Source organism: Rhizobium sp. SRDI969 (assembly GCF_025152725.1).
GTDB lineage: Bacteria > Pseudomonadota > Alphaproteobacteria > Rhizobiales > Rhizobiaceae > Rhizobium > Rhizobium leguminosarum_I.
Window position 1 is genome coordinate 3,756,332 of record NZ_CP104035.1, and the last position, 12,992, is coordinate 3,769,323.

Annotated in this window: 13 protein-coding genes and 1 pseudogene; 6 read left to right on the plus strand and 8 right to left on the minus strand. The window is 62.0% G+C overall.

The annotated features are described in order from the left end of the window. Nucleotides 1–270: 270 nt before the first annotated feature. A complete protein-coding gene (locus N2A41_RS18640) occupies nt 271–1,050 on the plus strand; it encodes a gamma-glutamyl-gamma-aminobutyrate hydrolase family protein (RefSeq protein WP_017967916.1) in 780 nt (259 codons plus the stop codon). Between the two features lie 65 nt (nt 1,051–1,115). Here the strand turns inward: N2A41_RS18640 and N2A41_RS18645 are convergent, their stop codons facing one another. From N2A41_RS18645 to N2A41_RS18655, 3 genes are all read right to left on the minus strand, one after another. Continuing rightward, nucleotides 1,116–2,072 (minus strand): 2-hydroxyacid dehydrogenase, encoded by a 957-nt coding sequence (locus N2A41_RS18645; RefSeq protein ID WP_017967917.1) that lies wholly within the window; start codon nt 2,070–2,072, stop codon nt 1,116–1,118. 28 nt (nt 2,073–2,100) lie between these two features. Next, entirely contained in the window at nt 2,101–3,123 is a 1,023-nt protein-coding gene (locus tag N2A41_RS18650; RefSeq protein ID WP_017967918.1) for a LacI family DNA-binding transcriptional regulator, read from the minus strand. A 116-nt stretch (nt 3,124–3,239) separates the two neighbouring features. Next, entirely contained in the window at nt 3,240–3,752 is a 513-nt protein-coding gene (locus tag N2A41_RS18655; protein WP_017967919.1) for a MarR family winged helix-turn-helix transcriptional regulator, read from the minus strand. Between the two features lie 85 nt (nt 3,753–3,837). On the opposite strand from N2A41_RS18655, the gene N2A41_RS18660 reads away from it, so the two are divergent. The 5 genes from N2A41_RS18660 to cysE all read left to right on the plus strand — a co-directional run bounded on the left by N2A41_RS18660 (nt 3,838) and on the right by cysE (nt 8,284). Next, nucleotides 3,838–4,626, plus strand: coding sequence for a creatininase family protein (locus N2A41_RS18660; protein ID WP_017967920.1), 789 nt, complete (start codon nt 3,838–3,840; stop codon nt 4,624–4,626). A gap of 146 nt (nt 4,627–4,772) precedes the next feature. Continuing rightward, nucleotides 4,773–5,867, plus strand: coding sequence for a CobW family GTP-binding protein (locus tag N2A41_RS18665; protein ID WP_260109447.1), 1,095 nt, complete (start codon nt 4,773–4,775; stop codon nt 5,865–5,867). Then, entirely contained in the window at nt 5,867–6,856 is a 990-nt protein-coding gene (locus N2A41_RS18670; protein ID WP_018072749.1) for a WD40 repeat domain-containing protein, read from the plus strand. The genes N2A41_RS18665 and N2A41_RS18670 overlap by 1 nt, the downstream gene beginning before the upstream one ends. A 15-nt stretch (nt 6,857–6,871) precedes the next feature. Beyond that, nucleotides 6,872–7,369, plus strand: coding sequence for a GNAT family N-acetyltransferase (locus N2A41_RS18675; protein WP_260109448.1), 498 nt, complete (start codon nt 6,872–6,874; stop codon nt 7,367–7,369). Between the two features lie 96 nt (nt 7,370–7,465). Continuing rightward, entirely contained in the window at nt 7,466–8,284 is an 819-nt protein-coding gene (gene cysE, locus N2A41_RS18680; protein ID WP_260109449.1) for a serine O-acetyltransferase, read from the plus strand. Between the two features lie 12 nt (nt 8,285–8,296). Here the strand turns inward: cysE and N2A41_RS18685 are convergent. The 5 genes and pseudogenes from N2A41_RS18685 to odc2 form a co-directional block, all read right to left on the minus strand. Next, nucleotides 8,297–9,243, minus strand: a protein-coding gene (locus tag N2A41_RS18685; RefSeq protein ID WP_222282285.1) for an IS630 family transposase whose coding sequence is annotated in 2 segments (ribosomal slippage) — nt 8,297–8,902 and nt 8,905–9,243 — 945 coding nt in all. Because the reading frame shifts where the segments join, the coding sequence is not laid out codon by codon here. A gap of 130 nt (nt 9,244–9,373) precedes the next feature. Beyond that, nucleotides 9,374–9,726 (minus strand): annotated as a pseudogene (locus N2A41_RS18690) (GGDEF domain-containing protein); the annotation flags it as partial. Between the two features lie 107 nt (nt 9,727–9,833). Continuing rightward, nucleotides 9,834–10,862 carry a serine hydrolase domain-containing protein gene (locus N2A41_RS18695; RefSeq protein WP_026154545.1) on the minus strand — a complete coding sequence of 343 codons (1,029 nt, stop codon included), beginning with the start codon at nt 10,860–10,862 and terminating at the stop codon, nt 9,834–9,836. 260 nt (nt 10,863–11,122) lie between these two features. Continuing rightward, nucleotides 11,123–11,713, minus strand: coding sequence for a GNAT family N-acetyltransferase (locus N2A41_RS18700; protein WP_017967926.1), 591 nt, complete (start codon nt 11,711–11,713; stop codon nt 11,123–11,125). A 94-nt stretch (nt 11,714–11,807) separates the two neighbouring features. Then, nucleotides 11,808–12,941 (minus strand): ornithine/lysine decarboxylase, encoded by a 1,134-nt coding sequence (odc2, locus tag N2A41_RS18705; protein ID WP_017967927.1) that lies wholly within the window; start codon nt 12,939–12,941, stop codon nt 11,808–11,810. Between the last annotated feature and the right edge of the window lie 51 nt (nt 12,942–12,992).

The window sequence follows — 12,992 nt, forward strand, 5'->3', positions numbered from 1 at the left end:
CTGCGCGGCCAATCTCACCCCTACCCGCAGCAAGGGCAAAGCTAAGCATGGCGCCAGCCGCGGTTCAAGCTTTAGTCTATTAGCCTTTGGCATCAAGACGGGCAATAAGGCAACGTGCACGTATCCATCAGAATCAGCGGCTTAGCGGTAAACCGCAAAGGCGGGGTGCCTCTTCCGTCGCAATTTGGCCGCCTGATACAGCCAAGCGTTGACTTGGCGGCCGTTCAGGCGGAAGAAACGACGAGAAGAAAGATTTTGACCGGGGCTGATATGACGAAACCGATCGTTGCCATTCCTGCCGATATCCGCAGCTTCGACGGCGCGACCTGGCATGCCGTACAGCATCAATATCTGCGCGCCGCATTGAACGCATCCGGTGTCATGGCCTTCATGATCCCCGCTTTCGAGGAGGGCTACGATACCGACGCGATTCTCGACCGCGTCGACGGCCTTCTGGTTTCCGGTTCGGCCAGCAACGTGCATCCCTCGCACTACGGTGCCGAGGCGAATGACAAGGACGGCCCATTCGATCCCGCCCGCGACGCCACCAGCCTGCCGCTCATCCGCCGCGCCATCGACCGCGCCATCCCGCTGCTCGCCATCTGCCGCGGCATCCAGGAGCTGAATGTCGCCCTCGGCGGCTCGCTGGCAAGCGAGATCCAGGAACAGCCCGGCAACTGGGACCATCGCCGACCGGAAGGTGTCGACCGGGACGGCATGTACGCCATTCGCCAGACCGTCCATGTCAAGGAAGGCTCCTGCATCGCAGGCATTCTCGGCCCGGGCGAGATCCGCGTGAATTCACTGCATCGCCAGGCAATCGCCAGGACCGCCCCGGGCCTGCAGGTGGAAGCGATCGCCGAGGATGGCACGGTGGAGGCCGTTTCCGTCATCGACGCCAAGGCCTTTGCCGTCGGCGTGCAATGGCATCCGGAATATTGGGCTGAAACCGACAAGTCTTCGAACCAGTTGTTCGCCGCTTTCGGCGACGCCGTCCGCAGCTATGCCGCGGCCAAGCTACCGTTCATGTCAGCACAGGCGATCGCATGACGGCGCGGCGCCCGCGAAGCGCTATGCCTGTTACTCGGTAACTACCGTCCGCCGAGCCAACCCGCTTAAGCCTTCTGCGGTGTCTCTGGCACCGGTGTCAAAGCCGCACCCTTCTCGAACCAGGCGATGAGATTGTCGGCGACGAGATCGGCCATCGCATTGCGTGTCGGCACGGACGCGGAGGCGACGTGCGGCAGCAGTACGGCATTGGCCGGCTCAAACAGGTCGGCCGGCACCGTGGGCTCTTCATAGAAGACGTCCAGACCGGCAGCACCGAGCGCGCCGGAAGCAAGCGCGGCACTCAGCGCCTCCTCGTCCACCGTCCAGCCGCGGCCGACATTGACGAGGATGCCGTCAGGGCCGAGTGCTGCCAGAATATCGGCATCGATCGTCTTGTGCGTCTGCGCCGTCTTCGGAACGATGGCGATCAGCGTATCCACCGCTTCCGCCAGCCCCTTCAACGTCGAGTGATAATCGTAGGATACATCGGCATGGCGTGAACGCGTGTGATAACTGATCTTCACCTTGAACGGCTCCAGCCGCTTGGCGATTTCGAGCCCGATGCGGCCAAGGCCATAAAGCCCGACATGGCGGCCCTTGAGCGAGAAGCGCGACAGCGGATAGGCCGTGCCCGGCTTCCAGTTGCCCGCACGCAGCCAAGCTTCGGCCCGCGGCAATTCGCGAACCGTGTTCAGCAGCAGGCCGATCGCCGTATCGGCGACCTCGTCATTCAGCACATCAGGCGTATTGGTGACGACGATGCCTTTCTCTGCGGCGTGTTTCACATCGATGCCGTCATAACCGACCCCGAAATTGGCGATCACTTCAGCATGCGGCAGTTGCTCCATCCAGGCGCCCGGGAAGGAACCGGAAACGGCGACGCCGCGGATACGGCCGGCGGTCTCGCTGTCCAGCGCAAGCTTCTCCTCGCGTGCGACCGCAATAATCTCAAAACGATCCTTCAACCTTTCGAGAACACGCTCGTGTATCTTCCCAGGAACGAGAATGGCGATGCGGGACATGGCTTTCCTCTTGGATGGCGGTCTTGATTCAGGCGCGGGGCCGATGGGGACTGGTGGACTGGCGGATGCGCATTTCCGGCTTGATCAGATGCATGCCGTCAGGCTCATGGCTGCCGGCAAGGCGATCGAGCAGCGCCCGGGCTGCCAGGCGCCCGACCTCGGCCTGACCGTTCCAGACAGTCGTCAGCGCCGGCGTAGCGATCGAGGCCTCCTCGAGATCGTCGTAGCCGGTGACGGAAATATCGCCTCCCGGCACGAGGCCGGCGCGCGCAATGCCGTTCATCAGGCCGATCGCCACGAGATCGTTCCAGCACACGGCTGCCGTCGGCTTCTGCGGTAGCGAAAGGAAATGCACTGCAGCCTCGAAACCGCCCTGTTTCGAGCGCGGACCGGGAATACGCAGGTTCGGATCAACTTCGATGCCGGCCTTGCGCAGCGAATTGACATAGCCCTGGTAGCGATCGCGGCCGGTGGATGTCTGGTCCGTGCCGCCGATCATGGCGATCGAGCGATGACCGAGGCCGATCAGGTGGTTGGTGGCGAGCGAAATGCCGTAGCTGTCGTCGCCGCGATAGGTCGGCAGGTCCTGCCCTTCCATCGAGCGGGCGACCAGGATCGCCGGCATGCCGTTCTCTTCCGCCAGCTGCACGTCCTCAGGCGGCGTACCGATCGCCGGCGACATGATGACGCCGTCACCGCCGAGCTGCAGCAGCGTCTCGATAAATGTGCGCTGCTTTTCGACATTGTCGTAATGGTTGGAAAGGATGAAGGTGTGGCGGCTGCGGTCGAGTTCGCTTTCGATCGCCTTCAGGATCTCGCCATAGAAGGGGTTCATGATGTCGTGCACGACGACGCCGATGATGCCGGAGCGCGAGGTACGGAGGCTGGCGGCACGGCGATTGTAGATATAGCCGAGCGCGCGCGCCTGTTCCTTGATCTTCTCCCTGGTATTGCCGGCAACGAGCGGACTGTCGCGTAAGGCAAGCGATACGGTCGCCGTTGAAATGCCGAGCGTTTCGGCGATTGTCGAAAGCTTGATCTTCTGGACCACGTGTCCTCCTCCAGGCAGCACGCAAGCGACAAGACCCCGCCGTCAAACCGGCGCGGCCCTTAAAATGTTTAATTAAAAGATTTAATCGGTGGAAGCAATTCGTCTTTCGGGAAATTTCAGTCTTCGTCCGGTTCTTCGACAGGAATGGCTTCGGCTTGCAGATTGGCATCGATCGCCTTCAGCAGGCGGACCAGATTGCGGATTTCCTTCTCAGAGAACTCTTGCGTCGCCAGCCTGTCGCAGGCCGAAGCCGCCATCTCGATCCCCTGCACGCTGCCTCGGCCGAGGTCGGTGAGATAGACCTTGGTCAGGCGTGCATCCTCGGCATCGGGCTTGCGCTCGAGAAAGCCCTGCGCCTCCATGCGGCCGATCGTGCGCGTCATCGTCGGCGCCTTGACGCCGAGCTTCTGGGCAAGGCCGCCTGCCGTCATGCCGTCACTTTCGGCAAGCGAGAGGATGACACCATCCTGGCCGGCATAGAGGCCGCTTTCAAGCAGGTTGCGCGAGAGCACCGTCCGCATGGAACGCGCCGCCTGGGTCAGAGCCGGGGAGAGATCGACGAGCGTATACTCGGTCTGGTCCTTCTTCTTGGACTTGTTCTTTTTGCCGTCCTTGTGCTTCTTTCCCATAGCCATCCCTTTGATCTTTAAGCCCCGACGCCGCTGCGATATGACATTGCCCAGGATCTCGTCATAAACAAGAGGCAACGACCGGATGATGACACCTTCGCCGCGCTTCGAGGACAGCAGTCCGGCCTTTGCACCTGACGGGCGTCATCCGATCGCCGTGTTGCCGCTCGGTGCACATGAACAGCACGGCCCCCACCTGCCCTTCGAAACCGACACTCTGATTGCCGAAGGCATCGCCGGGCGATTGAAGATAGCCTTGCCCGCCGGCCTGCCGGTCACCTTCCTGCCCGCCGAATCCATCGGCTATTCCATAGAGCATATGGATGTTGAAGGAACGAAGACGCTTGCGTTCGACGAAGCTGTAATCCGCTGGCTCGGCATCGCCGAAGGTCTGGCGAAGCAGGGCATCCGCAAATTCGTGATGCTGAACGCCCATGGCGGCAATTCGCCGGTCATATCGGTCGTCGCGACCGAGGCGCGGGTCCGCTTTGCCATGCTGGCGGTGGCGACGAGCTGGACCCGTTTCGGCGTGCCGGATGGCGCGGTCACGCCGGAGGAAAAGGCGATCGGAATCCATGGCGGCGAAATCGAGACCTCGGTGATGCTGGCGTTTCATCCCGATAAGGTTGATATGGCGAAGGCGGCGGACTTCTCCTCGCGACAGACGGAATTCGCCGAGCGTTTCAAGCATCTGCGCGCCTACGGGCCGCACGCCTTCGGCTGGAAGATGTCGGACCTTAATGCCGAAGGTGTGGCAGGCAATGCCGCGGCCGCAACGGCAGAGAAAGGTGAGGCGCTGATTGCCCATGCGGTAAAAGGGCTGGTGGAATTGCTGAGCGATGTCGATGCATTCGACGTCACGCAACTCCGGTGAATACGGTCATCTGCACTGGCCAGACAATGTGATCTTATAACATTATAAAACCCTTTGAACTGCCACGCTCAAGCCATTATATGAGACCAACCGTTCAAGCAGCCGATCCAAGCCGCTCGGCCGCACGCCTAATCCTAGAGGTTCTCATGACCGACGCGATCTCCACCCTGAAGCCTATTCCCGTTACCGTGCTCACCGGTTATCTCGGCGCCGGCAAGACGACGTTGCTCAACCGCATTCTCTCCGAAAATCACGGCAAGAAATATGCGGTCATCGTCAACGAGTTCGGCGAAATCGGTATCGACAACGACCTGATCGTCGAGTCGGACGAAGAAATCTACGAGATGAACAATGGCTGTGTCTGTTGCACGGTGCGCGGCGACCTGATCCGCGTCGTCGAAGGCCTGATGCGCCGTCCCGGCCGCTTCGACGGCATCATCGTCGAAACGACGGGCCTTGCCGATCCGGTGCCGGTCGCCCAGACCTTCTTCATGGATGACGACGTGCGCGCCAAGACCGAGCTCGATGCCGTCGTCGCCCTCGTCGATGCCAAGCACCTGCCGCTGCGCTTGAAGGACAGCCGCGAGGCCGAAGACCAGATCGCCTTCGCCGACGTCGTCATCATCAACAAGAGCGACCTCGTGACCCCGGAAGAACTTGATGTAATCGAGGATATCGTCCGCGCCATCAACCCGGCCGCCCGCGTCTACAAGACCAGCCGCTCGGGCGTCGACCTCGCCCGCGTGCTCGATCAGGGCGCCTTCAACCTGGAACGCGCGCTCGAAAACGATCCGCATTTCCTTGAGCACGGCCACGATGACCATGTCTGCGGCCCCGATTGCGATCATGACCATCATGACCATGACCATGATCATCACGGTCATCACGACCATCATCACCGTGGCGCCCATAACCATGGCGCAATGTCGGCGATCCACGATGTAACGGTGCAGTCGGTGTCGCTGCGCGGCGGCGAGATGAATCCGGAGCGCTTCTTCCCGTGGATCCAGAAGATCACCCAGACGCAGGGGCCGAATATTCTGCGCCTCAAGGGCATCATCGCCTTCAAGGACGATCCCGAGCGTTACGTCGTTCAGGGCGTGCACATGATCATCGAGGGTGATCACCAGCGGCCCTGGAAGGAAGGCGAGAAGCACGAGAGCCGTCTCGTCTTTATCGGCCGCGAACTCGACCGCGAGAAGCTCGAAGCCTCCTTCAAGGCCTGCGGGGCAGCCGCCTGATGCCGACAGTTGCACCGCTTGATCTCGACGGCCACGTTCTGGCCGTCGAATTTTTAGGTGATGTTCCCTTCTTCGCAAGCGCAAACGGTACATTCCACCGGCTGGATGGCGGCGACAGGGTTTCCGAAGCCCACCAGGGCATGCTCACCGCCATCCGCGACCCCTACAGCGAGAGCCTGATCTCAGGCGGCGAGGATGGCAAGGTACTGCGCATTGCCGCCGACGGCAGCGTCAGCGAGATCGCGACCGCGCCGCGCAAGTGGATTTCGCAGGTCGCAGCCGGGCCTCAGGGTGCCGTTGCCTATTCCTACGGCAAGAGTGCGCTCGTGCGCCTGGCCGATGGCACGACCAAGGAATTCCCCGAGGAGCGCACGGTCGAAGGCCTTGCCTTTGCACCGAAGGGCCTGCGCATCGCAGCGGCGCGCTACAACGGCGTGTCGCTGCATTGGATCGGCATGAACGCCAAGCCGGTCGATCTGGAATGGAAGGGTGCGCATACCGGCGTCACCTTCTCGCCGGATGGTAATTTCCTCGTCACCTCGATGCAGGAAAACGCACTGCACGGCTGGAAGCTAGACATCAAGCCCGGGACCGAGGCCCGCCATATGCGCATGACCGGCTACCCCTCCAAGGTGAAATCACTCTCCTGGTCGGTCAAGGGCAAGTGGCTCGCGTCTTCAGGCGCGCCTGCGGCAATCGTCTGGCCCTTCCAGGGCAAGGACGGGCCGATGGGCAAGGCGCCGCTGGAGCTCGGCACTCGCGCCAATATCATGGCGACCGCGGTGAAATTCCATCCGCTCGAGGACATCCTCGCCATCGGCTTCATCGACGGCATGATTCTGGCCGTGCGCATCGCCGACAGCAAGGAAGCGCTGCTGCGCCGACCTGGTAAGGGCGCGATCACGGCGATGAGCTGGAGCAAAAACGGCAAGCTGCTCGCCTTCGGCTCCGAAGCCGGCGACTGCGGCGTCATCGATATTTCGGCCTGAGCCCCGCTGCCGGCAATGGACGACGCCCTGGCGAAACCTGAAATCGTGACGCTGACGACCGACCACATGCAAGCCGCAGCCGATATCAGACGTGTCGCCCTTTGGCAGCGGCTGCCCAGGCTGCCGAATGTGCATACGCCCGAGGAAGAGGAGCAGTACTGGCGCATGCATCTGCTGCCGAATTGCTCGATCCTCGGCGCAGCCATGGGCAACCGGCTCGTCGGTGTCATCGCCTATGGCGACAACTGGATAGAGCAGCTTTACGTTCTCCCCGATTTCCAGGGCATGGGCATCGGCTCTTCACTCCTCGGCTGCGCCAAGGAGGAGATGAACGAGATCAGGCTCTGGACGTTCCAGCGTAATGCGGGCGCTCGCGCTTTCTACGAACGGCACGGTTTTGCCGCCGAGGAGGAGACCGATGGCGCCGACAACGAAGAACGGGAGCCCGATGTGCTCTATCACTGGCGCCGGCTTCCGAAGCTGACACCGGACCTGCAACCGTCGGACGGCTAGACTGAATCAGGGCTGCCAAATGCCTTGCCCAGGCGAAACATGAAACGCACGCAGGACGCGCCTTGCGCGCCGCCCTGGCTGACGGAGGAAACGGGAATGTCGAAATCGACCGGCCTCGGTTTGACCGAGCAACAGCCGCGGCCTTTGGGCGATGCATCGGTCTGGACCGTGATCCGCGCCGAGGCGGCCGAGCTCGCCGCACGCGAGCCGATATTGCAGCGGCGGCTTGCCGCTGAGGTAACGGACACTGCCGGCAATGATGAGATCATCGCCCGCGTGCTGGCCGCGCGGCTCTCCGTTGCGCAGGTGGAGACGGGTGATCTGTTTGATCTCATCCGGTCCACATTGACCACAGACATCATGCGGAAGGTCGAGGCCGATCTCGTTGCCGTGCGCGAACGCGATCCGGCCTGCACCACATTTCTGCACGCGCTTCTCAACCTCAAGGGCTTTCATGCGCTGCAGACGCACCGCATCGCCCATGCGCTCTGGGTCGCCGGCCGTCCGGAGATCGCCAGCTGGCTCGCCAATCTCGTTTCGCTGGTCTTCGGCCCGGATATCCATCCGGCGGCGCGGATCGGCGCGTCCATCATGCTCGACCACGGTTCGGGCATCGTCATCGGCGAAACGGCTGTCATCGAGGATGAAGTTTCGATCCTGCAGAACGTAACGCTCGGCGGCACCGGCAAGGAGACTGGCGACCGCCACCCGAAGATCCGCCACGGCGTTATGATCGGCGCCGGCGCCAAGATCCTCGGCAATATCGAAATCGGCGCCTTCAGCAAAGTCGCCGCCGGCAGCGTCGTGCTGAAATCGGTGCCCGAGCATTGCACGGTCGCCGGCGTGCCAGCCGCCGTCGTACGCATCCATCGCGCCGATGAAATCCCGGCCGAGACGATGGACCAGAACATCTAGAGCGGGATTGTTTTATGTCCGTTCATATCCGGCTTCCTTGAAGTAGTTTTGGCACTCTTTCGGCGAGACGGTTTGAAGGGTGGCTGCCAGCGCGTCGTCGATGGCCTGTCGGGTTCGAGCCTGCGCCTTGCGCAGCTCGTGCTTGATCTTGGCGAAGAGTTTTTCGATCGGATTGAGATCGGGGGAATACTGCGGCAGGAAGAACAATCTGGCGCCGGCCTTGCGGATGGCGGCACGGATAGCGCCGGCCTTGTGCGAGCCGAGATTATCCATGACGACGATGTCGCCGGGTTTGAGCTCCGGTACCAGCACCCTCTCGACATAGATGCGAAAGCGTTCGCCATTGATCGGGCCGTCGATGATCCACGGTGCGCTGACGCGGTCGGCCCTGAGGGCTGCGACAAAAGTCATGGTATTCCAGTGGCCGAAGGGCGCATGGCCCAACAGCCGTTCGCCGCGCGGCGCCCAGCCCCTGAGCGGCGTCATATTCGTCTTCGTCCAGGTTTCGTCGATAAAGACAAGGCGAGATGGATCGATGCGATGGCGATGCTTCAGCCAGCGCGCCCGCCGGGCGGCAACATCGGGCCGCTCGCGCTCGCTGGCGACCAACGTCTTTTTTTATAACTCAGCCCTTCCTCATGCACGAAGGTCCGGACGGCGCTGTAATCCACTTTCAGGCCGCGCTCTCCGAGTTCCGCCACCAACCCGCGCAAGGTGAACGCCTGCATGTGGCAGCGATCGATCAACCAGACCCGATGTTTACCTGAGATCGCCCGTGGCTTGTGCCCGCCCATCTGGCCGGGAGCCGCGCTGCCCGTCTCACGCAAGCGCCGGACCCAGTCGATCGCGGTGCTGATGCCAATGCCGAAGCGCTTTGCCGCCGCTCGACACGACAGGCCCTCGCGCGTTACTGCGCCAACAACGCGTTCCCGAAGATCATCCGAAAAAGGTTTCGCCATCCAGACCGGCCTCCTGCACCGGCCAGAATGGTGAATCTGATTTGCACCAGAAAGGGAATCCCTGTTCCGATTCCGACTAAAACAATCCCGCTCTAGGATCGCTCCGAGATAAAGAGTTCGGCCCTTTTCGCTAAGCGGCCTGCTGATTTTCGCAGAAGGCTTCGGCCCGGTTGCGGCCTTCGCGCTTCGAACGATAGAGCGCCTCGTCTGCCTTCGGCATCAGTCGTTCAAATCTCCGCCGCTTTCCGCACGCGCGGCAACGCCGATGCTCAGCGTTGGAAAGACGGCCAGATCCGGCAGTTGCATGACGGCAGCGGCGAAAGTGAAACGGATGCGCTCGGCAATCGCCACCGCATCTTCGCAGGAAACATTTCTCAGTACCGCCAGGAATTCATCGCCACCTTGGCGGGCAAGCAGGTCGTCGGAGCGCATGATGCCTCTCGAAACGCTGGCGAAAAGCCGCAGCATGTTGTCGCCCGCGGCATCGCTTCGCTACGAATTTAACGATAGCGGGGTTTTTCTGCTGCATAATGCAGCAATTCAAGCGTTGCAGCGTCCTTTGCGCGTCTGCAAAGCCACGCGGCCTGTCTTCAGGCGGCCCGCACGGTGCCGATAATGTCCGCCAACAGACCGTGCAGCAAGTCCCTGTAGCCATTCCGGGCAGACGGGCCGCTCTCTTCCGAAGTCATGACGACGGTGAGATCGAGCGACGGCACGATGTAGAGCATCTGCCCGCCAAAACCCCAGGCGAAATGCACCTGCTCGCCGCCGATCAGTCGCGTGAACCAGCCATAGCCATATTCATCGCCCGCGAAGCGCGAGTTTGTGCGCGGCTGCCACGACTGGGAGATCCAGTCGGCAGGGACGATCTGGCGACCGTCGGCGGTCTTGCCGCCGTTGCGGTAGAGTTCGCCGAAGGCAAGCAGCGACCGGGCGCTCATCGCCATCTGATTGCCGCCGAGATAGATGCCCTGCGGGTCACGCTCCCATGCGCCGATGTGGAAACCCTCGACCGGGCCGAGCCATTCGCGCGCCAGCGCCAGGGTCGACCGGCCGCTGACCTTGGTCAAAATGGCCGAAAGCAGATGCGTGGATGCGGTGGAATAAAGCATCTCGCCACCGGGCTGATCGACGAAAGGCTGCGAGAGCGCAAAACGCACCCAGTTGCGCGAGGAGACCCAGCGGCCGTAGTTCGGCCCCGACATGCGATCGAGCCCAGCCTGCATGGAGAGAAGATTACCGATGGTGATGTCGTTGATGCGCGGGTCGGGCGTTGCAGGGAGATCGGCCTTCAAGATCGGTGCGATCTTCTGATCCGGCCCGTTGAGCAGACCTTTGTCGATGGCGATACCAACCAGCGCCGAAATGATCGACTTCGAAGCGGATTTGATATTGGTCGATTCCGACGGCGAATGACCATGGAACGCGCGTTCGCTGAGCACGCGTCCGTCGCGAGCGACGATCACCGTCTTGAGAGGCCCCATCGCAGGGTCGCTCGCCGCGTGATCGAGACGCGGACCAAGCGCGCCGACGGCGGAAGCCGTGCTCTGAGCAGTCGCCGGCCCCGTTGCGGCAAGCGGCAGGTAGAAGAAAAGCAGAAGGGAAAGAACGCGGATCATGCGGCGCAAGATAGGATATCGCCGCAATATGTTCGCGTGCCGGCGACCCATTTCACGCAATCGTGTTTCCGTGTGTCGGGGAGCTAGCGACCGCGCAGCTTCATCGCCAGAAAGACAAGCCGCAACCACACCAGACCCGCCTGCCTGCGTGATTAAACGGCGCGAATATTACCAGCCGGGGGAAGAATTCCCAACCTGGCCGGCCGGTCAAGCCTTACAGCGCCGCGCGTCTTTTCAAGCCGACCCGGCCCAATCCCGTTCTAGGCTGCGCGGCGAACCGGCGCACTGGCTAGCATACGTCCCGAGGGGACGATCATGCCGGCCGCGCCGTCAAGCCAGCCTTCGGTGAGCTCGAGCGCAAGAAAGCGCGAGCGTTCGAACGGACCCGGCATGACGAGATGGCGGGCCTTTTCGGCAAAGAAGCCGAAACGCTCGTAATAGGCCACATCGCCGACGAGCAGGACGGCGCCATGCCCGCGATTCTTCGCTTCAAGGATTGCCGCGCGCATCAACGCCGCACCGATGCCCTTGCCGCCATGCTGCGAGGCAACAGCGAGCGGCCCGAGCAGCAGTGCATTGATCGGCGTGCCTTCATCATTGACGCCGGCTTCGATGTTCCAGAGCCGCACCGTACCGATAACACGGCCGTCGCGATCGCGCGCGACGAGCGCAAGACCCTCGGCCGGAACGCGGTTGCGGCGGATCTTCTCCGACGACTTCTTGCGGCGACCCGCGCCCATGACGCGGTCGAGCAGATTTTCACGAGCAACGACATCCGAGGGATTTTCGGCGTCGATGGTGAAAGTGGTGGGCGCAAAGAATGCGCGGACAGAATCAAGAACAGCGGCCATCTTGGCCTCCCGTACCCAATACCGTTATCAGCGGCGATGAAGGAAAATTGTGAATTTGCCGCCCCGGCTGGTTACGGGGCCGGCGGAAACGACCTCAGATGACGTAGGCCTTCAGCGGGTCGAAACCGTTGAAAGCGACCGCCGAATAGGTCGTCGTATAGGCGCCGGTGCCTTCGATCAGGACCTCGTCGCCGATCGAAAGGGAGATCGGCAGCGGATAGAGGTTCTTCTCGTAGAGCACGTCGGCCGAATCGCAGGTCGGACCGGCAATGACGCAGGGCTCCATCTCGTCGCCGTCGTGTTCCGTGCGGATCGGATAGCGGATGGCTTCGTCCATCGTCTCGGCGAGACCGCCGAACTTGCCGATGTCGAGGAAAACCCAGCGGGCATCGTCATTGTCCGACTTCTTCGAAATCAGCACGACTTCCGCCTTGATGACACCGGCATTGCCGACCATGCCGCGGCCCGGCTCGATGATCGTCTGCGGAATCTGGTTGCCGAAATGCGTGCGCAGCGCCTGGTAAATCGACTTGCCGTAAGCTTCTGCGGACGGTACGTCACGCAGGTACTTGGTCGGGAAGCCGCCGCCCATGTTGACCATCTGCAGGTGGATGCCCTGCTTGGCGAGCGATACGAAGACGCGCTTGGCATCGGCAAGCGCCGAATCCCAGGCGTCGACCTTGGTCATCTGCGAACCGACATGAAACGAGACGCCATAGGACTGCAGGCCAAGCTGATGGGCGTAGACGAGAACGTCGACAGCCATCTGCGGAACGCAGCCGAACTTGCGCGACAGCGGCCATTCGGCGCCTTCGCCATCCGTGAGCACGCGGCAGAAGACACGGGCGCCGGGAGCGGCGCGCGAAATCTTCTCGACTTCCTCATGGCTGTCGACGGCAAAGAGGCTGACGCCGAGCGCATGCGCGCGGGCAACGTCACGCTCCTTCTTGATCGTGTTGCCATAGGAGATACGGGCGGCGGTCGCACCAGCGTCGAGCGCCATTTCGATTTCGGCAACGGATGCACAATCGAAATTGGAGCCGAGGCCTGCGAGCAGCTTCAGCACTTCCGGGGCCGGGTTGGCCTTGACGGCATAATAGATGGCGCTGTCCGGCATGGCGTGACGGAAGGCGTGGAAATTGTCGCGAACGACGTCGAGGTCAACCACAAGGCAGGGACCATCGGGACGTCGGGTTGCGAGAAAGTCGCGGATGCGCTGGGTGGTCATATCGATTCCCTCTTCCAATTCCAGAGCTCCGGCATGAACCGGAGGACAAAG